The organism is Deinococcus arboris, assembly GCF_009755355.1.
Classification (GTDB): Bacteria; Deinococcota; Deinococci; order Deinococcales; family Deinococcaceae; genus Deinococcus; species Deinococcus betulae.
In genome coordinates this window covers 19,589-42,245 of sequence record NZ_WQLB01000025.1, presented here as the reverse complement: position 1 = coordinate 42,245, position 22,657 = coordinate 19,589, and the positions used below count along the sequence as shown (strand labels likewise).

At 60.0% G+C, this 22,657-nt stretch carries 19 protein-coding genes and 2 pseudogenes; 14 read left to right on the top strand and 7 right to left on the bottom strand.

The annotated features are described in order from the left end of the window. The first annotated feature begins 105 nt into the window (after positions 1 to 105). On the top strand, positions 106 to 777 hold the full coding sequence (locus tag GO986_RS16030) for a superoxide dismutase (RefSeq protein WP_439648716.1): 672 nt from the start codon (positions 106 to 108) through the stop codon (positions 775 to 777). A 528-nt stretch (positions 778 to 1,305) separates the two neighbouring features. Here the strand turns inward: GO986_RS16030 and GO986_RS16025 are convergent. Beyond that, positions 1,306 to 1,926: a TetR/AcrR family transcriptional regulator gene (locus GO986_RS16025; RefSeq protein WP_157460312.1), complete on the bottom strand. Its 621-nt coding sequence runs from the start codon at positions 1,924 to 1,926 to the stop codon at positions 1,306 to 1,308. Positions 1,927 to 2,227: 301 nt separating this feature from the next. Here GO986_RS16025 and GO986_RS16020 point away from each other — a divergent pair, with 301 nt between their 5' ends. Together GO986_RS16020 and GO986_RS16015 are read left to right on the top strand one after the other, a co-directional pair. Continuing rightward, positions 2,228 to 3,175 (top strand): alpha/beta hydrolase family protein, encoded by a 948-nt coding sequence (locus tag GO986_RS16020; protein ID WP_157460311.1) that lies wholly within the window; start codon positions 2,228 to 2,230, stop codon positions 3,173 to 3,175. Beyond that, positions 3,175 to 4,194 carry an aldo/keto reductase gene (locus tag GO986_RS16015; protein WP_157460310.1) on the top strand — a complete coding sequence of 340 codons (1,020 nt, stop codon included), beginning with the start codon at positions 3,175 to 3,177 and terminating at the stop codon, positions 4,192 to 4,194. The genes GO986_RS16020 and GO986_RS16015 overlap by 1 nt, the downstream gene beginning before the upstream one ends. A gap of 192 nt (positions 4,195 to 4,386) precedes the next feature. Here GO986_RS16015 and GO986_RS16010 read toward each other — a convergent pair. Then, a pseudogene (locus GO986_RS16010) lies at positions 4,387 to 4,698 on the bottom strand (hypothetical protein); the annotation flags it as partial. Positions 4,699 to 5,146: 448 nt separating this feature from the next. Here GO986_RS16010 and GO986_RS22635 point away from each other — a divergent pair. Then, positions 5,147 to 6,159: pseudogene (locus GO986_RS22635) on the top strand (IS630 family transposase). Positions 6,160 to 6,240: 81 nt separating this feature from the next. Here GO986_RS22635 and GO986_RS15995 read toward each other — a convergent pair. Beyond that, positions 6,241 to 7,266 carry a hypothetical protein gene (locus GO986_RS15995; protein ID WP_157460308.1) on the bottom strand — a complete coding sequence of 342 codons (1,026 nt, stop codon included), beginning with the start codon at positions 7,264 to 7,266 and terminating at the stop codon, positions 6,241 to 6,243. A 197-nt stretch (positions 7,267 to 7,463) separates the two neighbouring features. Between GO986_RS15995 and GO986_RS15990 the strand changes: the two genes are divergently transcribed. Continuing rightward, positions 7,464 to 7,688, top strand: a complete 225-nt coding sequence (locus GO986_RS15990) for a hypothetical protein (RefSeq protein ID WP_157460307.1) — start codon at positions 7,464 to 7,466, stop codon at positions 7,686 to 7,688. Positions 7,689 to 8,078: 390 nt separating this feature from the next. Here the strand turns inward: GO986_RS15990 and GO986_RS15985 are convergent, their stop codons facing one another. Beyond that, positions 8,079 to 10,754, bottom strand: a complete 2,676-nt coding sequence (locus GO986_RS15985; RefSeq protein WP_157460306.1) for an ATP-binding protein — start codon at positions 10,752 to 10,754, stop codon at positions 8,079 to 8,081. Between the two features lie 273 nt (positions 10,755 to 11,027). Between GO986_RS15985 and GO986_RS15980 the strand changes: the two genes are divergently transcribed. The 3 genes from GO986_RS15980 to GO986_RS15970 all read left to right on the top strand — a co-directional run bounded on the left by GO986_RS15980 (position 11,028) and on the right by GO986_RS15970 (position 13,836). After that, the gene (locus GO986_RS15980) at positions 11,028 to 11,966 is read left to right on the top strand and encodes a helix-turn-helix domain-containing protein (RefSeq protein WP_157460305.1); all 939 of its coding nucleotides are present in this window, start codon (positions 11,028 to 11,030) and stop codon (positions 11,964 to 11,966) included. A 203-nt stretch (positions 11,967 to 12,169) separates the two neighbouring features. Further along, positions 12,170 to 12,577, top strand: a complete 408-nt coding sequence (locus GO986_RS15975) for a RidA family protein (RefSeq protein ID WP_157460304.1) — start codon at positions 12,170 to 12,172, stop codon at positions 12,575 to 12,577. 141 nt (positions 12,578 to 12,718) lie between these two features. Then, a protein-coding gene (locus GO986_RS15970) for an IS630 family transposase (protein ID WP_157460303.1) occupies positions 12,719 to 13,836 on the top strand; the annotation gives its coding sequence in 2 pieces (ribosomal slippage) (positions 12,719 to 13,133 and positions 13,133 to 13,836; 1,119 coding nt in all). Here GO986_RS15970 and GO986_RS15965 read toward each other — a convergent pair. From GO986_RS15965 to GO986_RS15960, 3 genes are all read right to left on the bottom strand, one after another. After that, positions 13,821 to 15,158 (bottom strand): IS701 family transposase, encoded by a 1,338-nt coding sequence (locus GO986_RS15965; protein ID WP_157460302.1) that lies wholly within the window; start codon positions 15,156 to 15,158, stop codon positions 13,821 to 13,823. The two genes, GO986_RS15970 and GO986_RS15965, sit on opposite strands and share 16 nt — an antisense overlap. Before the next feature lie 81 nt (positions 15,159 to 15,239). Next, positions 15,240 to 16,242, bottom strand: a protein-coding gene (locus tag GO986_RS22630; RefSeq protein WP_198170742.1) for an IS630 family transposase whose coding sequence is annotated in 2 segments (ribosomal slippage) — positions 15,240 to 15,770 and positions 15,772 to 16,242 — 1,002 coding nt in all. Because the reading frame shifts where the segments join, the coding sequence is not laid out codon by codon here. A 531-nt stretch (positions 16,243 to 16,773) separates the two neighbouring features. Further along, a complete protein-coding gene (locus GO986_RS15960) occupies positions 16,774 to 17,514 on the bottom strand; it encodes an alpha/beta fold hydrolase (protein WP_157460301.1) in 741 nt (246 codons plus the stop codon). Positions 17,515 to 18,098: 584 nt separating this feature from the next. On the opposite strand from GO986_RS15960, the gene GO986_RS15955 reads away from it, so the two are divergent. The 6 genes from GO986_RS15955 (at position 18,099) to GO986_RS15930 (ending at position 22,585) form a co-directional block, all read left to right on the top strand. Next, positions 18,099 to 18,302 carry an NAD(P)-binding protein gene (locus GO986_RS15955; RefSeq protein ID WP_198170740.1) on the top strand — a complete coding sequence of 68 codons (204 nt, stop codon included), beginning with the start codon at positions 18,099 to 18,101 and terminating at the stop codon, positions 18,300 to 18,302. Further along, positions 18,290 to 18,733, top strand: a complete 444-nt coding sequence (locus tag GO986_RS15950) for an SDR family NAD(P)-dependent oxidoreductase (protein WP_157460300.1) — start codon at positions 18,290 to 18,292, stop codon at positions 18,731 to 18,733. The genes GO986_RS15955 and GO986_RS15950 overlap by 13 nt, the downstream gene beginning before the upstream one ends. Before the next feature lie 135 nt (positions 18,734 to 18,868). After that, the gene (locus GO986_RS15945) at positions 18,869 to 19,813 is read left to right on the top strand and encodes an NAD(P)/FAD-dependent oxidoreductase (protein ID WP_157460299.1); all 945 of its coding nucleotides are present in this window, start codon (positions 18,869 to 18,871) and stop codon (positions 19,811 to 19,813) included. A 30-nt stretch (positions 19,814 to 19,843) separates the two neighbouring features. After that, the gene (locus GO986_RS15940) at positions 19,844 to 20,566 is read left to right on the top strand and encodes an alpha/beta fold hydrolase (RefSeq protein ID WP_157460298.1); all 723 of its coding nucleotides are present in this window, start codon (positions 19,844 to 19,846) and stop codon (positions 20,564 to 20,566) included. A 324-nt stretch (positions 20,567 to 20,890) separates the two neighbouring features. Then, positions 20,891 to 21,511 (top strand): nuclear transport factor 2 family protein, encoded by a 621-nt coding sequence (locus GO986_RS15935; RefSeq protein ID WP_198170738.1) that lies wholly within the window; start codon positions 20,891 to 20,893, stop codon positions 21,509 to 21,511. Positions 21,512 to 21,751: 240 nt separating this feature from the next. Continuing rightward, positions 21,752 to 22,585: a cyclase family protein gene (locus tag GO986_RS15930; RefSeq protein ID WP_157460296.1), complete on the top strand. Its 834-nt coding sequence runs from the start codon at positions 21,752 to 21,754 to the stop codon at positions 22,583 to 22,585. Positions 22,586 to 22,657: the final 72 nt, after the last annotated feature.

The window sequence follows — 22,657 nt, the reverse complement described above, 5'->3', positions numbered from 1 at the left end:
TGGACACGTCGTTCAACACTCCGAATGGGTGCGGTGATCGCTGGATGGCTCACCCTAGGCCGCGCAGCGGCAGCAGCTCAAAACACGAGCCTCACCACCGTTCCAGTGAACGCCACCGGCTTGACCCCCGACCTGGGCCGATACCCTTTTTCCCTGCCAGCGCTGCCTTACGCTGCCGACGCCTTGGAACCTGCTCTGGATGCACAGACCATGGCGCTTCATCACAGCAAGCACCACGCGGCATACGTCGCCAATCTCAACAAGGCGCTGGAGTCTGCGCCAGCCTTCCAGCACCTTGAGGTGACTGAGCTGATCATGCGTTTGAGCGAGGTGCCAGCGAATGTTCAGGAGGCCGTCCGCAACAGTGCAGGCGGTCACCATAATCACAGTCTGTTCTGGACGGGCCTGACGCCCAAGAGCCTCAACCGCGTTCCTGAACCTGGTGGGCTCCTTGGGGCACAGTTGCGCGGTCAATTCGGAAGTCTGGACGCCTTTCGTCAAGCTTTGAGTGCCGCCGCACTCGGCCGATTTGGGTCAGGCTGGGCCTGGCTGGTTCTGGAACGCACAGGGCGACTCCGAGTCATGACCACACCCAATCAGGATTCACCCCTGGCAGCGGGCGTGTATCCCCTTCTGGGACTGGACGTTTGGGAGCATGCTTACTACCTGCACTATCAGAATCGCCGGGCCGACTATGTGCAGGCTTTCTGGACTGTGGTGAACTGGCCGGAGGTAGAGCGCCGATACGCACTCGCGCTCCGGCTGGCCGCTGGGTGACCGCTGAGAATATTTCACCATCAGGACATGGGGGCTCACCACTTGCCGAACAGTGAACAAGCGACCCCATTGGCCTGATCTTGATTGCTCTGCCAGCGCTGCCCGCTCTTGACAGCGAGTGTTTAAGACTTTTCCAAAGGTTCACGGCCGAGTGGCTCTGCAGCCAAAGTCTTTTTCTTCGGGGGCACTCTGGCCGCCCGCTCGCGCCAATGGCCATGAACGGTCCACAGCGGTTGTGGCAAGTTGTTGGGGTGGGGTGACGCGGTGTTGAGTGGCCAGAAGCTCCCCGGCTACCGGTTCCCTCTCGCGGTCATTGGGTACGCTGTGTGGCTCGACCACCGATTACCCTGAGCGACCGCGATGTCGAAGAACTGTTGCTGGAGCGGGGCATCTGCGGGACCCGTGAATCTATCCGCACGTGGTGCATCAACTTCAGCGATCTCTTTGCCCAGGGCCTCTGCCACCGGGAACCACGCTCGATGAAATGTGCGTGGATGTCGGCTGCGCAAAACACTCGCTTCTTTAGCTTTACTGCCGGACCGCCACTTCCGAAACCGAGTCCTCTAAGGGTATGGAGCAAAGGCCATCAAGCAGCACATCGATCAGACGCCTGGCACTGTAATCAGGTGTGCTGCCCGCACCGATACACAGGTTGCCCACCCCCCGCAGCAACTCAAACGCGGTGACGTCTCTACGGATCTTGCTGGCTGCTGCAGCGGCACCGATCAGCTGTGCACCCACGGGCACCAGTCGTTCGAGAAAGTAGGTGTGCAGCGCGCTGTAGCTAGGGTCAGTAGACTGCATGACACTGGCCAACCCCTGCTTGGTGATCAGAAAATCAGCAAAAAGATGAATCCACTGTTTGAGTGCGGCGTACGGCGCTGCGCTCCTGAGTAGATCCTCCCCTACTTCTGCGCAGGTATCCACCTGATGCCGGTAAACCGCCACGATGAGATCAGCCCGAGTTGGGAAATGGCGGTATAGCGTCCCTGTCCCTACGCCAGCTCGGGCAGCGATATCCCGTACGGGAACATCGACGCCGAAAGTGACGAACAGTTCTGCAGCAGCGTCAAGAACGGTTTGTGCATTTCGCCGGGCGTCTACCCGCTTCCCTGACGGTTCTTTAGAGTGCAGTTCATTTGTCGTCATTTTGATAGGTGGCCTCCTGAAGTTGACAAGTGGATCATTGTTCCATATCTTATGGCACAGCGTTCCACTTGAAGATAGCACTTCGGGGGGCGCCCAAGCAGGGGGCGAGCTCGGCCGTGAGGGCCGCGTCCTCTCGGAGGACCACAGTTATGAACGAATCCACACTCAGCTGGTCTGAGGGCTGCCTCACTCCTGTAGACAGACCCAACGACCTCCACCTTCCGTCCCAATGCTTGCTCATGCTCGTGAAATTCGGCACCGTTCCGCTCAACTTGAGTGCCAGCTCATCAAGCAGCTGAAAATGTCTCTGCTTCCTCCCGCGGCACCCATCCTTTCTGTGACGCCCATCGTTCTCCCGGCGCCAAGTCGAGGAGAGGACATTCAGGTTCGCGTCACTGCGCCCCTGACGGGCCAGCAGTTGCCAGTCATCCTGTTTTCACATGGTCACGGCTCGTCGCTCTACGGGTATGGACCGCTGACCGACTTCTGGGCAGCCCACGGCTTCGCTGTCGTTCAGGTTACTCACCTGGATTCCAGAATGCTCCGTCTCCCCTCTGACGATCCTAGACGACCTGAAATCTGGCGGTCTCGCGTTGAAGATCTCAAGCACATCCTTGATCATCTGCCTCAGATCGAAGACGCGGTTCCTGGACTAGGTGGCCGCCTTGATCATGGGCGCGTCGCGGCGGCGGGCCATTCTTGGGGAGGTCACACGGTTGGGGTTCTGTTGGGCGCACGGGTGCTGGACGGCCAGGGACAGCCAGGTGAAGATCTATCAGACGCTCGTATCCAGGCTGGCGTTCTGCTGGCGCCCCCTGGCCGAGGCGGCGCCGATCTCAGCCCCACAACGGCCAGGCGCTTTCCTTTCTTAAACGTCAGTTTTGCAGATATGCGCACCCCCGCCCTAGTAGTGGCTGGTGACCACGAAACCTCGTCCATGAGTCTGAGAGGAGCGGATTGGCGGGCTGATCCCTACCGCTTGAGCCCCGGGGCCAAGTCGCTGCTCACCATTACTGGCGCCGCCATCTCGCTTGGAGGCATTCCAGGTTACGAAGCGGCAGAAACGACCGATGAAAGTCCGGAGCGTGTTGCGCTCATTCAGCAGGTGACCTGGGCTTACCTGCGGAGCGCACTTCATCCGCAAGATAGCAGTTGGTCAACCGTTCGCAGCACACTGGCCGCCGCGCCCCATTCCCTGGCACGGCTTGAAGACAAATCAGAGCACCCTTTTCAAAAGGAGAGATTTTGATGCAGTACCGCACCCTAGGTCGCACCGGCGTTCAGGTCAGTACCTTGTCCCTCGGCGCCATGAATTTCGGTCGAATCGGCCGCACGTCTCAAGATGAGGTGACCGCTCTCGTTGACGCCGCTCTCAATGCGGGCATCAATCTGATCGACACCGCCGATGTCTACAGTGGAGGAGAATCTGAGGAACTGGTCGGAAAAGCAATTGCGGGTCGGCGTGACGATATTCTGCTGGCCACCAAGGCCAGTCTGCCTATGGGCGAAGGGCCAAATCGCCAGGGCAGCTCGCGTCACTGGCTGTTTAAAGCGCTGGACAGCAGTTTGCACCGTCTCGGCGTCGACCACATCGACCTCTTCCAGATTCACCGCTGGGATCCAAGAACCAGTGATGAAGAAACCCTGGCGGCGCTGACGGATCTGCAGCGCGCCGGCAAAATCCGCTATTTCGGTTCCTCGACCTTTCCGGCTTACCGTATGGTGCAGGCCCAGTGGGCTGCCCAGACGCACCATTTCAGCCGCTACGTGACAGAGCAGCCCAGCTACTCCATTCTGCAGCGCGGCGCTGAAAGCCATGTGCTGCCTGTGGCGGAGCAGTATGGTCTGGGTGTCCTGGTGTGGAGTCCGCTGGCTTCAGGTTGGCTGTCTGGCGCCGTCCGTGAAGGACAGGAAGTGAGCACCAGCCGTTCCAGTTTCATGCCGCAGCGCTTCGATACGGCATTGCTGGCCAACCGCGCCAAACTGGATGCTGTGGAGCAACTGGCCAAAGTAGCGGATGAGGCGGGCCTGACGATGATTCAACTGGCCCTGGGATTCGTGAATGCTCATCCGGCAGTCACCAGCGCGCTGATCGGACCCCGCACGGTGGAGCATTTAGAGTCACAACTGGCTGCCGCAACGACGATGCTGTCGCCTGACGTGCTGGACGCTCTCGATAAGATCGTTGCGCCCGGCCTTGACCTGGCACCTCAGGAAAAGAATGACGCGCCACCAGCCCTGACAGACGCCAATCTGCGCCGACGCTGACTACCAAACGGCTAGATGTTACGCTCGCCTGACCAGCTGCGATGTGCTCTCACCTTTTGTTTCAGTGTCATGGTCAGATTGAACGTACGGGATTCACCACCAAGCGACTGGCATACAGTGAGGACCTACTTCAACTGAATACATGGCTCACCCTACCCGAACAGCGTTATCTCCGCCCAGGGTTCTGGCAACTTAACTGTGGTGGGCCGGAGTGGCGCAGCAGGCCGCTTGATTCCCAAGGTACCAGAATCGCAGGGCTGCGGTCTGGTGGGTTCGTCTCAGGAGGGCAGAGAGTGTCGTGCAAGTATGCCAGTGAAGATTCGAGGTTCGGGCGTGGAGCGCGAGGAATTCCTGCGTTCTCTGTCGTCGCTTGAACTTGAGTTGAGCACGTTCCCGCTGCCGAGCCAGGCGATGCGATTGCTCGACCAAGTTGTTGCAACGGGCTGTGGAAACGACTTGGATGTGCTCAACAGTGGGGAGCACAGGGAATGCCTGAATCGCTGCTTCAGAGCTTGTCCGTCAGAATTTGGGTCATGGCCTAGTGCCAAAGCGCTGCGTCTGGTGGCTCCAGTTGTAGCAGCTCGACCTGATGCAGCGCGGCGAGCGCCTGCTCCATTTTCCTTGCTGGAAGTGCAGGGAGGCGAGGTGCATGGCGGCACCCCATTCGCCGTGATTGACGACCTGCTGGAGGCGCAGAGCTATAACCCAGGGCCGTCGGACAGACGCCCGCCCACCGGAGGTCTGCGGCTGAGGGAGCAGCGCAGGCGCGGCAGCGTTCGAGACCATGTGGAAACCAGCCGTCTGTGCTGCTTGTTGGACGGCCTTCACCGCTGCATAATACTGTGCTCAACAGGTGCAGACTGGGTCTTAAGAACCATCCTGGTCATGGTTCTCCGTACTTACTGACGGCGGTAAAAATCTCATTGCAGGGCTGGTAGGGGCTCGGGATGCAATCGGCCTGGTTCCCCGACAGCAACTTGAGGAACGCCGCCTCGAAGCTGCCAGGCTCATCCAGCAAGGCGAAGCCCGCAGCACCCTCGCTTAGCACTTCAGCGTCTCGATGACCACCATCAGTACCTGGATCAAGCGCTACCGGGCTGAAGGGGAAGCCGCATTGAGAGCCACTGTTGCCACCGGTCAGCCAGCTGCCCTGACCTGCGAGCAGAAAAGCCAGCTAGTTGAGCTGCTCCGACCAGGCCCCAAAGCGCGTGGTCACAAGCAGGAATCGTGGACAACCACGCGCGCCGCTGATCTGATCGGCATCACCTTCGGCGTGTGGTACCACCATGATCATGTCCGCAAGTTGCTCCATCAGCTCGGCTGGCCCCACCAGACACCTGAGAAACGGGCCTTATAATGAGATGAGCAGGCCATCGCTTACTGGGTGGATAATATCTATCTTGAACTCGCAAAAAAGCCGTAGAGCAGGGTGCCACCATCGTCTTCGCCGCTGAGTCAGGATCAAGCCTGAAAACAACGGTGGTGAAAACCTGGGCGCCTTGCGGACAAACCCCAACGGTCGAATCCAAGCTGAACTGGAAAAGTCTGTCGATCATCGCGGGACTTGCCAGTTCCGGCAAGGTCTACCAACACACCTACGAGCATGCCGTGAAAGTGGTGCAGGTCCAGGCGTTCCTGCAACACCTTCTGGACCCTATTCCCGGGAAAGTCATCGTGTTCCTTGATCGCGCGGCAGTTCATCGGGCGAAGAGTGTCCAGGCGTTCGTGGCGGCCGAGCCACGATTGAACATTGAGTACCTGCCCGCATACGCGCCGGAGTGCAACCCTGTTGAGTGGTTGTGGGCGTATATCAAGCGCAACGTGTTGGGGAACGCCTGTTTCCGAACGCTGAGCGACCTCAAGCAACGCTGGCGGGTAGGCTTCGGACAAGTACGGCGGAAGAATCTCGTGCTCTCGTTTTTTGCCGCTTCGGCGTTACGGGCGGGCTGCTGTCTATCCTGGTGACACACAGTGGTTGGGGACCATGACCCGTCGGGCACGACCGGACATGGGCCCCGGGCGCACCACAACGCAGGGCCACGAAGATCACCCAATCGGTATTTGAACGAGTCGGTCGAGCGCTGCCTCAACTTCCGTCGTCACGCTCACGTCTGGAAGCGTGGACCTCGTTACCCTCCCGGTCCCTGTGTGCTCCTCAATCGCGAGGCCCTCAGCACCAAACATCAACGCTACGTACGCAGACTGGGCTTGCAGCCCGTGCCGACGGGATCTCGACAGGATAAACGTAGTCATGGACTGGCCGGCACGGAGGCATCGGTCATAGCCACGAACGCGTAATGCCTGAATGAATTGCCGCCTGTTGGGGTGAAGGAAGTTCCAGTCATGCCCGAAGAAAGCCTCGATGGCGTCCCAACTCGCGAGGAATTCGCCCTCGATAGGGTTTCCCTGTTCGTACGCGTCAGCCAGGGAGCCGATTTCCAACCAGGGGAATTCTTTGCGGAGTTCCGAGGGCATGACCTGCTCGACCAGCCAACGCTTGACAAGCAGTGCGAGGACATCAAGGTCGCTGATGACAACCTGAAAGAGCATACAGTCATCCCAGTCGAAGTGGGCTTCAAGGCCCTGGCGACTGTAGCCGTGCTCTACACGGCACGCGCGAGGGTGCCGGTCGAACCGCAGGTCGTAGAAGTCGCCGCTTTCGACATTCAGATGAGAGGAGAGGCTGTCCCTCAGGCCCTCGTGGGACATCACTTGCTGCTCGATATGCTGAAAGGTGCGCTTTGATTCGTCAACAAAGGGAAAAGAGGTGTACATGCGCTCAATGCTGTCGCCACCAATCCAGGCGCCCGACGCGGCGATAGCGTCATTTTCAGAGCGGATTCGTGCGTCGGCGCAATGCACCCCGTCAGGCCCATTGAAGTACAGCAGGTATTCAGCCTCGCCCTGAGGGTAGTGAAAGACGTGAATGACGACTTCGCGATCTTTGCAGGTGACAACGCATGCCCAGTGAACACCCCTGCCTTCCAATTGCACGGTTGCACTGCCCTTGGTCTGGCGCTGCAGCGCCTCAAAGAGTCGTCTGGCCAACTGTTCCTCGGGGTATCGACTCACGTTGACACAGACTAGCCGAGGTGCGGAGGCAACCCAACAGATTTACGCCGCTGTCAGTAAGCCGATTCGCCGGACCGTCTGGGCACCCAAGGGTCAGCCCTTCAGCTGTCTCGTGCGTCCCGCCTACGAGTGACTGTATCTGTAGGCCTTCGTCAATCCAGAAACCGGCGAGAGCCGCCTTCTGGTTGGTCCATGTCTTGAACAAACTCGCGTACGCCGCCGTCATGACGGCGTTTGCCCAGAGTGTCGGCGCAGGCGCCGACCATCACGTGTTCGTGGTGCAGGATGGTGCTAGCTTTCATGTCCCGCCTCAGCAGGGACAACCCACACGCATCCAGATCGTCACCCTGCCGCCGTATGCTCCAGAAGTGCAGCCCGCCGAACGACTCTGGGCGCTCACCGACGCTACGGTCGCCAATTGAGCTTTCAACACCCTGGACGACTTTGCGGAGGTCCTGGCTGAACGGTGTGCCTGGCTTGAAACCCAACCCGACTTGCTCACCCAACACACCCTCTTTCACTGGTGGCCTTTGTAAACCAATTAGTCGGAGTTGGTATGAGCGCTTCAAGCGGTCTTGAAACGGCTGCTCCCAGCCGAACAGGCTCTCAACATGATCAGTACCACTCTTCAGGAAGAGCTTCTAGAGTTCACGTTGGCCAGCACTCGAACATCCGTGCCCTGCTCGAGATGTGCGACCTTGCCCATGGGTGCACAGCCACTCACAGCGCCAAGTATATGATTTATCGTGGTGCACGTTACCTGTCCTTAAAGGAAAAGCCGTGAGATCGGGGCGAGCCCAAAGCGTCTCTTCTCAGCTCGTTTTGCCCACACCAAGGGCGTAGGCAAGTCCCTCTCGCAACGTCATGGCCTGACCCTGCGCTCGCGCCTCGCCCAAGAGGGTCTGGGGCAGCGACTCGTGTAAGGGCACGAGTTGCTGCTCGAAGGCGGCCTGATCTGCAGGGGACATCAAGGTATCAAGCACCTGTTTTTGCCTTTCAATGAGGCCGAGCAAAATTGCTGCTTGGCGGTGATGGTGTTGGCCGATCATGACCAAAGCTAAGTTTTTCAGCATGGTGGTGAGTCCGTGATGATATCCACGTGCCAGGCGTTCCTCAATGGCGCGCAGTAGATAGTCCTGTGCCAGGTCCCAGTGTCCCAGATGGAGATGGGCCTCGCCTATGTTGGCCAGGATAAGCTCGATGTTGCCACCTGTACCGCCTGAGGCCTGTTTTGCACGTAGAGCTTCTTCGAAAGTCGAGAGCGCTGCTTGGAACTCGCCGGTCAGCATGAGCAGGTTGCCCAAATTGTTCAGGGCCGCGCCCACATTGTTCAGGATGAGGGCATCTACCGACGCGTTGTCCTGAGAACGAAACTGCAGGATAGCTTGCTCCAACAGTAGGCGGGCCTCCTGCAGATCGCCAGTCTCCAGATGAACAATGCCCAAGTGAAGAAGACTCATGGAGTTCGCTTCTCCCCGCCTCTTGGAGAGGGCAAGAGACGCTCCGAGTTGCTGACGTGCCGACTCGTACTCACCTATTCGCATGGCCATCAGGCCGTCCATCCCCAGGGCCTGCTCCTTGAGGGAAGGGTCAATCTCGACCTTGCTGGAGAGGATTCGGGCGAACCACGTCCTCGCTTCGCGCACCAAGCGCCCACGATTTATCCAGAAGTTGCGCAGCGCGAATATGCACTGCAGCGCTGTCTCCACTTCCCCCTGGATCAACCAGCGGTTCAGCGCCACGCGGATGTTGTCTATGTCCTGCTCAGCCCGTTCCAGCCAGAGCTTCTCGTCGCGGTAGTACAGAAGAGAGCTCCGAACCTGCTGACACAAGTCGAAAACATAAGCACCGTGAGCCGCCATCGTTCGCTGCTCCTCGTCTCGCTGCCGGGCCAACTCCTCACCGGCAAACTGTAACAGCAGCACATGGAGATCCGAGCGGCCGTGTTCGGCAAGACGGACGAGCGACTTGTTCACCAGCGCGGAAAGAGTCACGATAGTCGTTCCGGCCACTTGGGCCGCCGCTTCGCGGGTAAAACCACCCCGGAACACCGAGAGCCGCGCCAGCACGGCCCGTTCTGTCTCAGTCAGCTGTGCCCAAGTTTGGTCGAACACGGCCCGGACGCTGCTGTGTTTCTCCAGCACATCCCGGTGGGTGGCCTGCAGAAGATCCAAGCTGCGCTCCACCTCACTGGCAATCTCAGCGACGGGCATCAATTTCACCCAAGCGGCGGCAAGTTCAATGCCCAGCGGTGAGCCGCCGACCAGCCGGCACACCTGCACTACGGCAAACAGTTCGGCGGGGGTCAACACGAAGTCCAGCCGAGCCCGACGGGCGCGCTGCACGAACAGGTCGACGGCCTCGACCTGGCGGGCGTTTTCAAAGGGGATGCTGTCGGCGGGCACGCTAAGGCCACCGATGGTAAGAACCCACTCTTCCTCAATCCCCAACTGCTCACGCGAAGTCACCAGCAGTTTCATGTCTGGGCACATGCTCAGTAGACGGGAGAGCGCGGGGGCCCCTTCCAAAAGATGCTCGGCGCTGTCCAGCACCAGCAGCAAGCGCCGCGTTTTCAACACGGCCAACAAGGCCTCGAAACTGGGTTGATCCGCAGGCAGCGTCACGCCGATGGCCACTGCGATGGTGGTAGGCAGGGTCGACAGAGCGCTCACGGCCTCTAGCGAGATGAAGGCCACGTCCCGCTCGGCTTGCCAGGTGCGCGCTACCTCCAAGACCAGCCGGGTCTTACCGATGCCGCCCGGCCCCACGACGGTCAGCAGTCGCACTTCGGGCCGGACCAACGCCCGCTGCATTTCGCCACGCTCCACCACACGTCCGACAAACGACGTGCCGCGCTGAGGGAGGGCGGAGGCAACCGCCGAACTGTTCATTCCGAGCGGGCGTAAAGTCGCTTGAGCCACCTCTGGCGTGAAGTCCAGCGAGAGTCCGAAGTCGCTGGCCTGTTGTCGCAGCCGCCCCAGACGCGTACTCCGTGCCGCCGTCAACAGCAAACCGAGCCGCTGGTAGTCCTCGGCTTCAGGCTCCGGAGCGCCCGGCAGCCAAGCGGCCCGCTCGGCGAGTGCACCGGCCTCACTGATCTCTCCCCGGCCCGCCGTGCGTTCAGCCAGGGTCAAGAGGGCGCCGCGCACCCGCCTGGCCAGGTACTCGCGGGTGGCGTACATCCACTCTTCAAGCTCTACCCCCAAGTCCTGCAGCCGCGTGCCCGTCAGGAAAGGGCCCATATACAGCTCCAGCGCCTGATCGTGCTGTCCCGCGTCCAGATGTCTCAGCACTTCGCGAGCGTCGCAGTCCAGGCGAACAGAAAGTCGGTCGTCCTCCACAACCAGCACCTCGGGAACAGCCCGTCGCAGGCGCTGTACGGCGGTTCGCAGGCTCCCCGAAGGATCTTGATTCTGCCCGAAAAACAGCCCAGCTAAATGGCTGCGGTCACGCTCGCCTTCCAGTGCCAAATAAGCCAGCAGCAGCAAGAGCTTAGGGCGCTGGGAGGCAGGTCTCGGCTTGCCCTCCAGCGCCAGTTGCCCTAAAGTCCGAAGTCGCACACCCCATAGTACGTCCAAAATTAGCCGTGCCTAAAAGAGGCGTCGCCAGAGGAAAGCCCGGTCAAGGACTGTGTGGTACCTCCGGAAGCTCAGTCTGGCCGCACTGCCCAGAGTGAACCGCAAGCATTGTGTTGGTCATGACCAGCAGCTTTATCTTGAAGTAACCCGGCCTCTGGACGGCTGGAAGGAGGATCGAGTGCCATGATGAAGCCCAGGGATCAGCCGCAAGAGCGGGCGCCGGCGAACCGCACCCGACAGGCCGAACTCTATGAAACTGTCCGCGCCGCGACATGGCCCACCTGTTCCCTCCGGGCGCTGGGCCGCGTCCAAGCGGCGCTGACCACGTCGCCCCACGGCGAAGGTCTGACCTGGGAGATTCCAGCGGACGCCGCCGGTCTGGGTCTGCACCTGAGCGGGCCGCAACACACCGCCGCCCGCTATGAGGGCGAACCGTGGCGCGATTATGTAGACCGGCGCGGCGCCGTCACTGTGCTCGTTCCTGGTCGCCCAGCCCAGTCGGTGGGCGTCGGGGTGTCTCAGGATCTGCACGTTCTGCTGTCGAGCGACCTGCTGCGCAGCGTCAGCCTTGAACTGGGCATCCAAACCCGTTCCCTTGAGTTGAGGTCAATTTTCGCCGCATCCGACGACACGGCAACCCATCTGCTGACAGCGCTTGCCAAGGAGGTGGCGGCGGGCGGCCCCGGAGGACGCCTCTACACGGAAGGCGTTGCCAGCGCCCTGGCCGTCCATCTGCTGCGCCACTACTCGTCGGCTAGGTTTGACCGAGCGGCAAGGCAACCGGAGGCCACCTCAGGTGATCCAGGTGGTGTTCGCCAAGCACTAGAGTTCATCCGTGAACATCTGACCAGCGACCTGTCCCTTGCCAGCATTGCGCGCGCGGCCCAGCTGTCCGAACGGCACCTGTCGAGACTCTTTCGCGCCGCCACCGGGCTGAGTCTGCACCAGTATGTGATTGAGCAAAGGGTGAACCAGGCGCAGAACCTACTGCGCCGCACTGACCTGACCGTAGCGCAGGTCGCTGTTTCCTGTGGTTTCGCCCACCATCAGCATCTTGGTCGTCACTTCAAGCGCCTGACGGGCGCGAGTCCTGAACAGTACCGCCGGGACACTCGGTGCTGATATAGCGCCTTTCTGCTGCTGTGACCGGAACAGGCCCCATGGAGGCCGCTTTGTGGCAGCGGCCGCGCCCCCACAACCCTTAGGATCGCAGGCGGAATTCGGCCAGCCAGCCACCGCGCCGCACCCGGTTTGAAGATCTGGCGCTGAACAGGTGCGGACTGGCCCCACCATCTCCGTTCCCCTTCTTCCATGAGAGGACAACTATGTCTATTACCTTGATCAACCCTGAAGGTCTCCCCCAGATCGGTGCATACCACCATGTGGCGGTTGCCAGCGGCTCAAAGCTCATTTTTCTTGCGGGTCAGGTTTCTTGGGACGCCGACGGCCGCACTGTGGGGGCGGGTGACCTCGCTGCCCAGGTCGAGCGTTGTTATCTGAATGTCGCCGCCTCGCTGTCGGCAGCCGGTGCCACCTTTGAGCATGTGGTCAAACTGACGGCGTACATCGTGGACTGGACACCTGACAAAATAGAGCCGTTTCTGGACGGCGTCGCGCGTGCGGGCCAGGCTTTGGGTCACACCCCCACGTCGCCAGCCACACTACTTGGTGTGGCTGCCCTGGATATCCCTGAGCATTTGGTCGAGGTGGAAGCCATCGCAGTCTTGGATTGAACGGTAGATGCCGCTGCATAAGCCTGAACTGCAGGGCATAAAGGAGCAGCGGCCACGCCAAACTGTTACAACAGTAAGCGCGGACAGCTAGTCCACTGTCCAGCTCACTTTGCTGAGAAGGAAAGAGGCGCAACATGGGACATGCCACGCGCCCGACTGACCGTGCGGCTCGATGACGACCAGCGCCAGCAACTGAGGAAGATCACGCGTGCCGGCCGTTCTTCAGCCCGTGAGATCGCACATGCCCACATTCTGCTGAAGAGTGATGTGGGGCTCAGTGATGCACAGATTGCGGAGCAACTCGGCGTCAGCACGCAGACAGTACTGCGGGTCCGAACGCGTTTCGTGAACGAAACGCTTGAAGCAGCCCTGAAGCCTCGTCGGCCAAGTGCGTACAAACCACGGAAAGTCGATGGGCGGCTGGAAGCACACATCATTGCGCTGGCGGCAGGTGATCCGCCAGACGGGCGGTCGCAGTGGAGTCTGCGGCTGCTCGCAGACGTGTTGGTGAAGCTAGAGCATGTGAATGGCATCTCGCCCGAAACGGTGCGCCAGGTCTTAAAAAAAACGAGCTCAAACCGCATCTGAAACGGCAATGGTGCATTCCGCCGAAACAGAACGCAGCCTTTGTCTGCGCCATGGAAGATGTGCTGGATCTCTACGAGCAGCCCTATGATCCGCAGTCTCCCGTGGTGTGTTTCGATGAACGCCCCTGCCAGTTGATCGGTGAAGTCCGCACGCCACTCCCGATCAAGCCGGGGAGCGCCAAACGTGTGGACTACGAATATGAGCGGCACGGGATGGGCAACGTCTTTGGGTACTTTGAGCCCCTCCGCGGCTGGCGCGAGATGGAGGTCACGCAGCGGCGAACCGCCGCTGACTTCGCGCGGTGCCTTAAACGCCTGGTCGACGAGTTCTATCCAGACGCCCACAAGATTCGCCTGGTGCTGGACAATCTGTCGAGCCATACCCTCGCGCCGCTGTACACCGTATATGAACCGGCCGAAGCTCGACGGATCGCGCAGAAATTGGAGCTGCACTTTACGCCGAAGCATGGCTCTTGGCTCAACGCCGTCGAGATCGAATTCTCTGCATTATCCAAGCAGTGTCTGGACCGGCGTGTGACCAGCCTCGACATGCTGCAGGACGTTGTAAAGCCGTGGACCCTTGCACGGAACCAGAGGCTGAAGGCGCTGAACTGGCAGTTCCGAACCCCGGACGCCCGTATCAAGCTGGCCCGTCTCTATCCCTCAATCTGAGTTGGACAGTGGACTAGCTGTACTTTGGGGAAATTCACGGTCCGCTGAATAGTGCTGTGCAGCACGAACAATATTGAAGATAGGTACTGGATCGCCGGGACCGTCTCTCCGAACAGATCATCCGGTTGTGAGAGGCGCAGCCATTGTAGAAAAAGCAGCGCGACCAGGCAGAGCACCGCGTGACGATGGAGGCTCTGCCAGCTCCGGCCTTCAAAATGACTCAACCCCACTTCCTGTTTGAGTTCTCGGTGCCCCAACTCACAGGCCCACCGTTGCTTGGTGATCTGGATCAAGTGCTTGAATGCCGTCTCAGGCGGCAAATTACAGAGGTCATATTTCTTTTCCCCTCGAGCACGTTGTTCACCAATGATCCACGCACCTTCTCCTGGAAGGTGCTGCCCCCGTGCATTTTCGTTCCCGTCCGCCAGTCGAACGTACGTTGCGGCGAACGTGCCGATCAGGGGTCCTTTCGTGCCATGGCGCCACATGACCCGTCTCCAGGCTTCTTGGCTGAGCACGGACTCGATGGATTCGGTCTCCTCCGAAGGCGTTGGATGTCGTGGAGGACGACCTCGGAAATGTTTGGGAATTGGAATCAGACGGACGTGCGCGGGATACACGCGCTGTGTCTTGATCGTCCCCACCGACCAACGGAGGCCACGGGCCGTGAGGCCTCGCCGGAAAGCCGCATTGACGCCATATCCGGCGTCTGCAAGCACCATACCGTACTGAATCGTGCCCGTAAGGTCATCAATCTCTCGTAGGGCGATTTCCCACTTGGTGGACTGGGGCAGGTGTTCTGCAGGAACACCTGCCCTCAGGCAGCGCGCCTGGTCAGAAGACCATTCAGAGGGCAGAAAGAGCTTGAGGCGGAGGGGAATCGGGATCTCATTACGAGCCAATGTCACGGAGACCAGACACTGACAGTTGGTGCTCTTGCCTGCCTGACCCGAATACTGCCGTCCCACACCAACGGACTTCGAACCGAACTTGGTCAGGCAGGTGTCGTCAATGATCAGCACAGCCTTTTTCCCGCCCGCCAGCGGTTGGGCACGCTCGACCACGAGTTGCTCCAGTCCCTGGATGCCCCAGGGACTGTCGGTAATCAAGTGCTGAATCTGGTCGTGCTGTCCACGTGCGATCTGATTGGCCAGCGGCTGCATGCTTTTCCGATGCGCCGCGCTACACAACCCTTGAATGTATGTCGATGCCCAGAACCGCTGTGCCTGATGACGAAAAGACGTGAGGAACGGCGAAAACCATGTTGGAAAGTGCTGGGTCCATCGAGGGAGCAAAGAACGCTTGAACAAGAGGGCCAGCATCGCAGATGCTGACCAGGACGGTGCCGCTAAATATTCCCCGAAGTACAGTTAGAGGACACTATTGATTCCTGCGCAAGTGAGTCACGAGGCAGAGCGATGCAGGAGGCGCCGTGGAAGCTCAGCCGTTCGTACTTTCCGCCACGCCACCGACAATCGGGCCTTCAACATCTGAATATCGGACGGACAGAAGTTCGCGAGAACATGCTGCTTCACATAGGCCCACACCGACTCAATCGGATTCAGTTCGGGCGAGTATGGCGGGAAGTACACCACCGCCAACCGAGGTTCGTCCGCGACGAAGGCGCTGAGCGCCTTCGTCTTGTGGATGCGGGCATTATCGAGGAGCACTGTCATCGATCCAGGAACGTGCCGCAGCAGATGGTTCAGAAACGCCAGGACGTGCGCGCCCTTGATCGACGCTGGGTGCGTGTGGTGCAGAAACTGCCCCGTCGTGGCGATCGCGCCAATCGTCGACACTCTGTCCCAGCAGTGCTTGGACACCAACACGGGCGTCCGACCACAGGGGGCCCAGGTGCGGGTCACGGTGGGCTTCAAGCTGAAGCCCACCTCATCGATAAAGACGAGTGTTGCTCCGGTCTCGACCTTTTTTTTCCAACTCGGGCACCGTGGTCTCCACCCAGGTGACGAGCGCCTCCTGATCCTGTGCTCGCGCCCGCCCCATCGGTTTCTGTGATGTGAATCCCCACTGCCGTGAGAGCCGACTGAGGTGATCAACGTCGTACCACACGTCGTAGGTCAGGCCGATCAGCTCGCGCACCTTTGGGCACGTCCAACGGGCATTCGGGGCGTGCGCGGGGCCGGGCCCCGCGCTGAGGCTCGTCATGATCTGGGCGACCTGCGCGTCCGTCAGTCGTGGCGTGCGGCCTGGCGCGATCGTGGCTTCGAGAGAGCCCTGCGTGCGCAGGTGTTGACGCCATCGTCGTACGGCACTGCTGCTGACGCCGCACAGTTCGGCGATCTGAGTGGAGCTCAGTGCCCTTGCACGGAGATATGGTTCAGTGAACAGTCGCCGTTCTTCCAGCTGCTCGCGGGTCCATCGGGTGGGTTGCCAGGCTGGCGGCATGCCATCAGCCTACCCTTCTCGTTACGCTCCAACGCAGGAATCAATAAGATACCTATCTAAAAAGGAACATGTTGTTCTGTTGTGGACGAAAAAGCGCTTTGAGCATAGCAGAGATCGGTGACGCGGTGAGTCCTGACTCTGCGACCTCATCAATGAGCATAAGAGGGCAGCGCACCCAACAAGCGATGTGCCGGACTCGAACCAAGATTTCATCATCGGAGAAACGCCATCTAGCTCGGGTTTTTACGTAGATAGCCTAAATTTATGGGCGCGATTCGAATCTCTTCTTAGCACCCTCTAGCGGCAGGGCGGCGCTTTGTAGGGGAAGTGGTAGCTTCACCGATGAGTCAGTGGCCCGCAATGATGGTGCGCAACGATAGGAGAGCGGGTTCAAGGCATTTTATCAGCCTCTGACCTAGTTACCACGTTTCGGGCGTGCAGTGCGGAGGGCGGCGGTGTTATCTACCGCCTTCTCGGCTGAGCTTACTCTCAGATCGGTTGACCCACTGGGATAAAGTGGCCGGAGACGACCTAGATGCTTTGACCGCTCAGGCGTCTCCTCTCTAGTGCCTCAAGAGCCTTAAGGATGAACACCGTAACGGTCTCGGGCTGACTGAGGGCCACAGCGTGCGAAGCGGAAACCTCGGTGGTGGTGGCCTGCAGGCGGCGGGCCGCCGCCCGCTGAACCTCAGGGTGGATAACTTGGTCGCGCGTGGTCACCAGACACCAGTTCGGGCACGTTTGGCCTGCAAAAGGCCCAGCCAACGGCCTACTGAAAGCCCGGCTGTCCACCAGACGCTGGCTCACGGCCATGACTGAACTGCGCCCAACGGACAGGTCAGCCGCGAAGACTTCAGCGAAACGGTCAGCATGAATGAAGAGTTCACTGGTGCAGCCCGGTGGGCCGAGCCGGGACCCCGTGGCAGAGGCCACCAGCGGTGCCGGGAAATCAGCAACGATTTCTGCAATGCTGCGTCCTTGTTCTATCCCGCACGACGCCACGAGAACCTGCCCCAAGACATTGTCAATACGGGCGGCCGCGTGGGGAACGACCGCCCCACCGTAGCCATGCCCAACCAACAGGACAGACCCGGCGATCTGGCGGACAGAGCGCAGAAGCGCCTCGACATCAGTCTTCAGGCCGCGCAAGGGGTTTTCTGGTACTGAGACGGGCATACCTGCACACAGGAGACGGTCAGCCACGGCGGCCCAATACGATCCATCAGTGAAGGCTCCATGAACCAGTACGGTGGTAGGGGTGCTTGCAGTCATTCATACCTCCTTGCCTCTAACCATGACGGCGAGATCATGTCTTGAGCGTGTCTGAACTGTGAGCTCCTACAGTCATAGGTCTGCTGCAGCTGACTCAAGCAGCCTGGCCTGAGCAAAACGTTCTGAAGCACAGCTTCTGTGCTCTTTGAGTCACCCCGAGCAGCAGACACCGTTATCCATCCGGCAGCACCCAGTCGACTGCACTTCATCACTCATGCGGCCCCCACATTCTGGACACGCCCAAGACACGGGCGACCACTGAGGATGGCTCTGGGCGGATCAAAAGGGTCAGGTGACGGCGAGCAGGCCCATTGTGACGGGGTCAAGCCCGCCAAGCCTGACCACCGACTCTGCCCATCCGGTGAGGTGAGAACTCGCGTGGTTGCCCAGCATCCCGGTTCACACTTCAGTGATCACCAGAATCAGGGCAATGCTCTTATCACTGACTGTCGAAGGTGCACTGGGAAACGCCGGTGCACCAGCTGATCCAGCAGGATCCTGTACCACTGCATGAAAAGTGGCTCTCAAGTCGCAGCTGCACTCCCGCTGCGCAGGCAGAAACCAGGACACAAAAAGGAGAACAGATGACAACCCATTCCATCCCGGGCACCGGCGGTGATCTTCCCGAAGAGGTCGATTTCATCGTCATTGGCGCAGGGGCGGCTGGCTGCGTCCTCGCCGCCCGACTCAGCGAAAACTCGAATCACACTGTACTTCTGCTAGAAGCCGGGGAAGCCCTCAAAGGCCCCGCATTTTCCACGATCAGTGGGAGAAAATGCGTTCTGTGAACATTGATGGACTGCTGTATCTGGCACAGGCAACGCTCCCTCACCTAGAAGCGTCCGGGAGCAATCTGGTGGCCGTCTCCAGCGTTTCGGGGCTGGCCGGCGACTGGGGCTGGCCGGCATACAACGCCACCAAAGGTGCTGTAGCAAACCTCGTTCGTGCCTTAGACCTGGACTGGGGCCGCCGCGGCGTGCGGGTGAACAGCATCGCTCCAGGCGTGACAGCCTCTGAATGGGTGGCGCCGGTGCTTGAGATTGACGGGGTTCGCAAGACTGTCGAGAATCGCACCGCTCTCGGAGGGGTTGGGGAACCAGCAGAGGTTGCGGCCGCCATCCTGTTTGTGGCCAGTGATGCGGCCAGCTACATCACTGGCGCGGTGATGCCCGTTGACGGCGGAACCTCCGCTTCCTCCGGACTGGCACATTTCGAGTGAGAAACGTCCATACGGCGTGGGTGCAGTAATCACGCGAGCAGTCCCTACAGATTGAACAACCGGTACTTCCGCTTTGAGGTGATCTTGAAGCTCCGCGGCTCAGGATCTAACTAGAACCGCGATAAGAGGAATCTTATGGAACATTCGAACGTTTACGAAGTGGTGGTGGTGGGCGGAGGCGCGGCTGGCCTCTCTGCCGCCTTGGTGCTGGGCCGTTCACGCCGGCGCACACTCGTGCTGGCCAGTGGTGAACCCAGAAACGCTCCAGCCCGCACTTCACACGGCTTTTTTACCCGTGACGGCATTAGTCCTCGGGAACTGCTGGAAAGGGGCCGTGAACAGCTCAGGCCGTATTCAGATGTCGAGTATCTGGCTGTGGAGGTGACTGGGGTATCCGGCACCGACGGCAATTTCGAAGTGATGTTAGAGGGAGAGCAGACGGTCTGGACGCGCAAATTGGTGCTGGCCACCGGGGTCGCGGATGAGCTCCCACCCCAGAGTGGTTTTAAGGAACTGTGGGGCCGGGGCGTGTATTCCTGTCCGTACTGCCACGGTTGGGAGGTGCGCGACAGAGCCCTCGCGGTGCTGGCCGAAGGCGACGAGGTGGTGGAGCGGGCTGTCCTGATCCGCCAATGGAGCCGGAACCTCGTGGCCCTGACGCACGGCGCGCCCCTGAGCGATGGCGCCCGTGAGAGGCTCCAGTCTTTGGGTGTGCCCGTGTATGAGGGACGTATCCTGCATTTGGAGGGCAAGGGCGGCTCAGAGGGCCTGTCACGCATTGTCTTCGAAGACGGCTCGAGTGTCGGGCGCGAGGCCCTCTTTTATGGGCCGCCCCAGCGCCAGCGCTCGAATCTAGCTGAGGCCCTGGGATGTGAGATTGGGCCAATGGGACCCGCCGCAGAAATTGTGACGGCTAATCCGGTAACGCGGGAGACGAGCGTGAAGGGCGTTTACGCTGTCGGCGACATGGGTTTTCCGATGGCCCAAATCTCTCTGGCTGTCGCCGCCGGGAGCGCCGCTGCGGCCTTCATCAACCACGCGCTGTGTGTCGAGGCTGACGGTGGGTCTGATGGCAACTAAGAACGCGAAAGAGATGAGCGGGAAAGAGCAATGAGCATTTTTGTCTTGGTTCACGGCGCATGGCATAGCGGGTGGGCTTGGGAGAAGGTGGCGCCCCTGCTTGAGGCGGCCGGCCACCGCGTAGAAACTCCTGACCTTCCAGGCTATACCATGGGCGGCCCAGTGCCCACAGAGATCACACTGGGGGCGTACGCGGATCGGGTTGCCGAACTCCTAGACTCACTGAGCGAACCAGCGATTCTGGTCGGCCACAGCATGGGCGGCACGGTGATCAGTGAAGCGGCCGAGCGGCGCCCAGACGGTGTCAAAGTTTTGATCTATCTGTGCGCCTTCCTGCTCGCTGACGGCGTCTCTCTCGCACAGATCTCGCAACAGGATAGCCACTCTCTGGTCACGCAGAACCTCAAGATTGACGAGGAGCGCGGGGTCGTGACGATCCCAGAGGGGGTGGTCAGAGACGCCTTCTACGGCGAGTGCCCAGCTGACCTTGCCACCTGGGCGCAGGCGCGACTGGTTCCTCAACCCATCGCTCCGTTTTTAGAGCCCCTCTCCCTTTCCGAGGCGAACTTTGGCCGGGTGCCGCGCGTATACGTGGAATGTCTGCGCGACCGGGCGATCACTCCGGCACTGCAGCGGGAAATGTACACGCAGGTGCGCTGCCAGGAGGTAATGAGCATAGACACGGATCACTCGCCCTTCCTGTCGCGTCCGGCAGAGTTGGCGCGGTACCTCCTGTCCCTGGCAAAGGCATGACGGCAAGGACTTTCGCACAGCGGCGGGGGTGGGAACCGACCGAAACAGGAAATCAGCCGTCATGCGCGCCGCGTTTCAGGGTTGGTCTGGACTGGTTGCTTGTTACGCCCTGCGGCCGCGTCTAGACAACGGGAGAACGGGCGGCGGAGAAAACGAAGGGGACGTGGGGAGTAGCTCATTACGGGAGACAAGCAGGAAGGGCGTTTACGCTGTCGGAGCGCTGGGTTTCCCGATGACACGAAGCGCTCTGGCTGTTGGCGCCGCAGCGTGATGGCTGTCAATCAGCCTCGCGACTGGGAAAAGTCAGGAAGGGAAGGAGAACGAATGAAACAGACACCATTTTGGGGGGTGCTGCTGGCCACTTTGGCCCTAGGGTATGCCGGACAAGCCTTGCACGCGTCAAGCGCGAGCCGCTCTGACATGCGCCCAGCGGCTGCGGATCAACCCAATGGCCTGGTGAATGCTGGCGAACCCAGTCAATGGGCAAAGTTTGTGGTGTGCGGCAATACTGTTGCCGCTGAAAACAGGACGAACGTCAAGAATTCAGGTGAACAAGGAGTAGTAATGAAGACAAAATCATCCCACCAGCAGGAAGCCGAAGCCGTTCTTAAGGCGCTGCATGCCGCAATCAACAGCCATGATGTCAAGAGTGTCGTGGCGTGTTTCGCCCAGGATGTTCGTAGCGAACAGCCCCGCCATCCTGAGCGCTCCTTTATTGGGCGGGCTTCAGTCGAGAAAAACTGGGCGGCGAATTTTGCTCAGCTACCGGATTTTCACGCTGAGGTGATCCGTGTAATTAGCGATGAAAATGTGGTGTGGACTGAATGGCGTTGGTCTGGCACTCAGGCGAATGGCCATTCGGTGGATCTCCGGGGAGTCACCTTATTCGGCGTGGAGGAAGGACTGATTCAATGGGCGCGGCTCTACATGGATCCGGTTGGCTAAGAGACTTGCAAGAAGTTTTGTTGCTGTTTTTCCAATTGACACGACCCTCCATACTTCGGTAACGGGCCTCTCCTGCTGACATCGTGGCGCTCAGGCACCTGACTGGCGCAACCAGCTGCTTGACGTAACAGGAAAAACGAGCGGGCTGAACCTGACTGCGGTCCCCGACAGAGAGTGCCACCCCAGCCTCAGCTCCAAAACGAAGGAAGACGGGATGTTGAATGCCAACAAAGAGAGGTTATGACAGTGGGAGAAAGGTTTCGTTGGAGAGGCCGAGAAGTCGCGCTCTTCGATCTGAGTGATACGCTCGACAATGCGACCTCCGCCTTTGAACCGAATGCGCACCACATCGCCTATACGGATCACGTACGGGGCAAAGAAGTCGGTGCCGAGCTGTTCGCAAGCGTCCTTGGGATGCCGAGAGAGTCTACGGAGAAGGTGTTCTCGCGTGGACACGCCTGGGCTGTGGAAGAGGCGACCATTTCCACCCATTCGGGAACACACATGGACGCCCCATATCACTACGGGCCAGAAGCGTCCGGTGGAAGCAGGCCGCGAACCATTGATGAAGTGCCGCTCAGGTGGTGCTTCGGGGACGGTGTACTTCTGGACATGACGGCCAAGGACAGGGTGGCGGGCATCTCGCGCGAAGACGTGGAGGCGGAACTCAGGCGCATCAGGTATGAACTGAAGCCGTTCGACATCGTACTCATCCGGACGGACGCGTCTAAGTTTTTCAACACAGCTGGCTACGACCGCCAGCACCCCGGCCTTCAGCGCAGCGCCACCGCTTACCTGGTTGAGCGAGGAGTCAGAACCATCGGCATCGACGCATGGGGCTTAGACCGGGCGTTCGACGTGATGGCCGGGGACGTCTTGCGGGGCGCGGAAAACGTAGAGTTTTGGGAAACTCACCTCTACGGCCTAGAGCATGAGTACGCGCAGCTCGAGAAGCTTGCCAACCTAGATGCACTGCCCGTGACGCACGGCTTTACGGTCATGGCTTTCCCCTACAAGATTCAGGGGGCGAGTGCTGGCTGGAGCCGTGTCGTCGCGCTTGTCGAACTCGGCTGACAGAGATAAGTGCAATGCACCACGACCTGACCTGAGGAACCATGACGACACAGACGTTCCGTAAAGAAGAAC

Bases quoted from the DNA above. Each gene is read 5' to 3' on its own strand.
- GO986_RS16025 (WP_157460312.1), bottom strand. From the start codon at position 1,926: ATGACGACAAATGAACTGCACTCTAAAGAACCGTCAGGGAAGCGGGTA.
- GO986_RS16020 (WP_157460311.1), top strand. From the start codon at position 2,228: ATGTCTCTGCTTCCTCCCGCGGCACCCATCCTTTCTGTGACGCCCATC.
- GO986_RS16015 (WP_157460310.1), top strand. From the start codon at position 3,175: ATGCAGTACCGCACCCTAGGTCGCACCGGCGTTCAGGTCAGTACCTTG.
- GO986_RS15980 (WP_157460305.1), top strand. From the start codon at position 11,028: ATGATGAAGCCCAGGGATCAGCCGCAAGAGCGGGCGCCGGCGAACCGC.
- GO986_RS15975 (WP_157460304.1), top strand. From the start codon at position 12,170: ATGTCTATTACCTTGATCAACCCTGAAGGTCTCCCCCAGATCGGTGCA.
- GO986_RS15965 (WP_157460302.1), bottom strand. From the start codon at position 15,158: ATGCTGGCCCTCTTGTTCAAGCGTTCTTTGCTCCCTCGATGGACCCAG.
- GO986_RS15960 (WP_157460301.1), bottom strand. From the start codon at position 17,514: ATGACTGCAAGCACCCCTACCACCGTACTGGTTCATGGAGCCTTCACT.
- GO986_RS15955 (WP_198170740.1), top strand. From the start codon at position 18,099: ATGACAACCCATTCCATCCCGGGCACCGGCGGTGATCTTCCCGAAGAG.
- GO986_RS15950 (WP_157460300.1), top strand. From the start codon at position 18,290: ATGCGTTCTGTGAACATTGATGGACTGCTGTATCTGGCACAGGCAACG.
- GO986_RS15945 (WP_157460299.1), top strand. From the start codon at position 18,869: ATGGAACATTCGAACGTTTACGAAGTGGTGGTGGTGGGCGGAGGCGCG.
- GO986_RS15940 (WP_157460298.1), top strand. From the start codon at position 19,844: ATGAGCATTTTTGTCTTGGTTCACGGCGCATGGCATAGCGGGTGGGCT.
- GO986_RS15935 (WP_198170738.1), top strand. From the start codon at position 20,891: ATGAAACAGACACCATTTTGGGGGGTGCTGCTGGCCACTTTGGCCCTA.
- GO986_RS15930 (WP_157460296.1), top strand. From the start codon at position 21,752: ATGACAGTGGGAGAAAGGTTTCGTTGGAGAGGCCGAGAAGTCGCGCTC.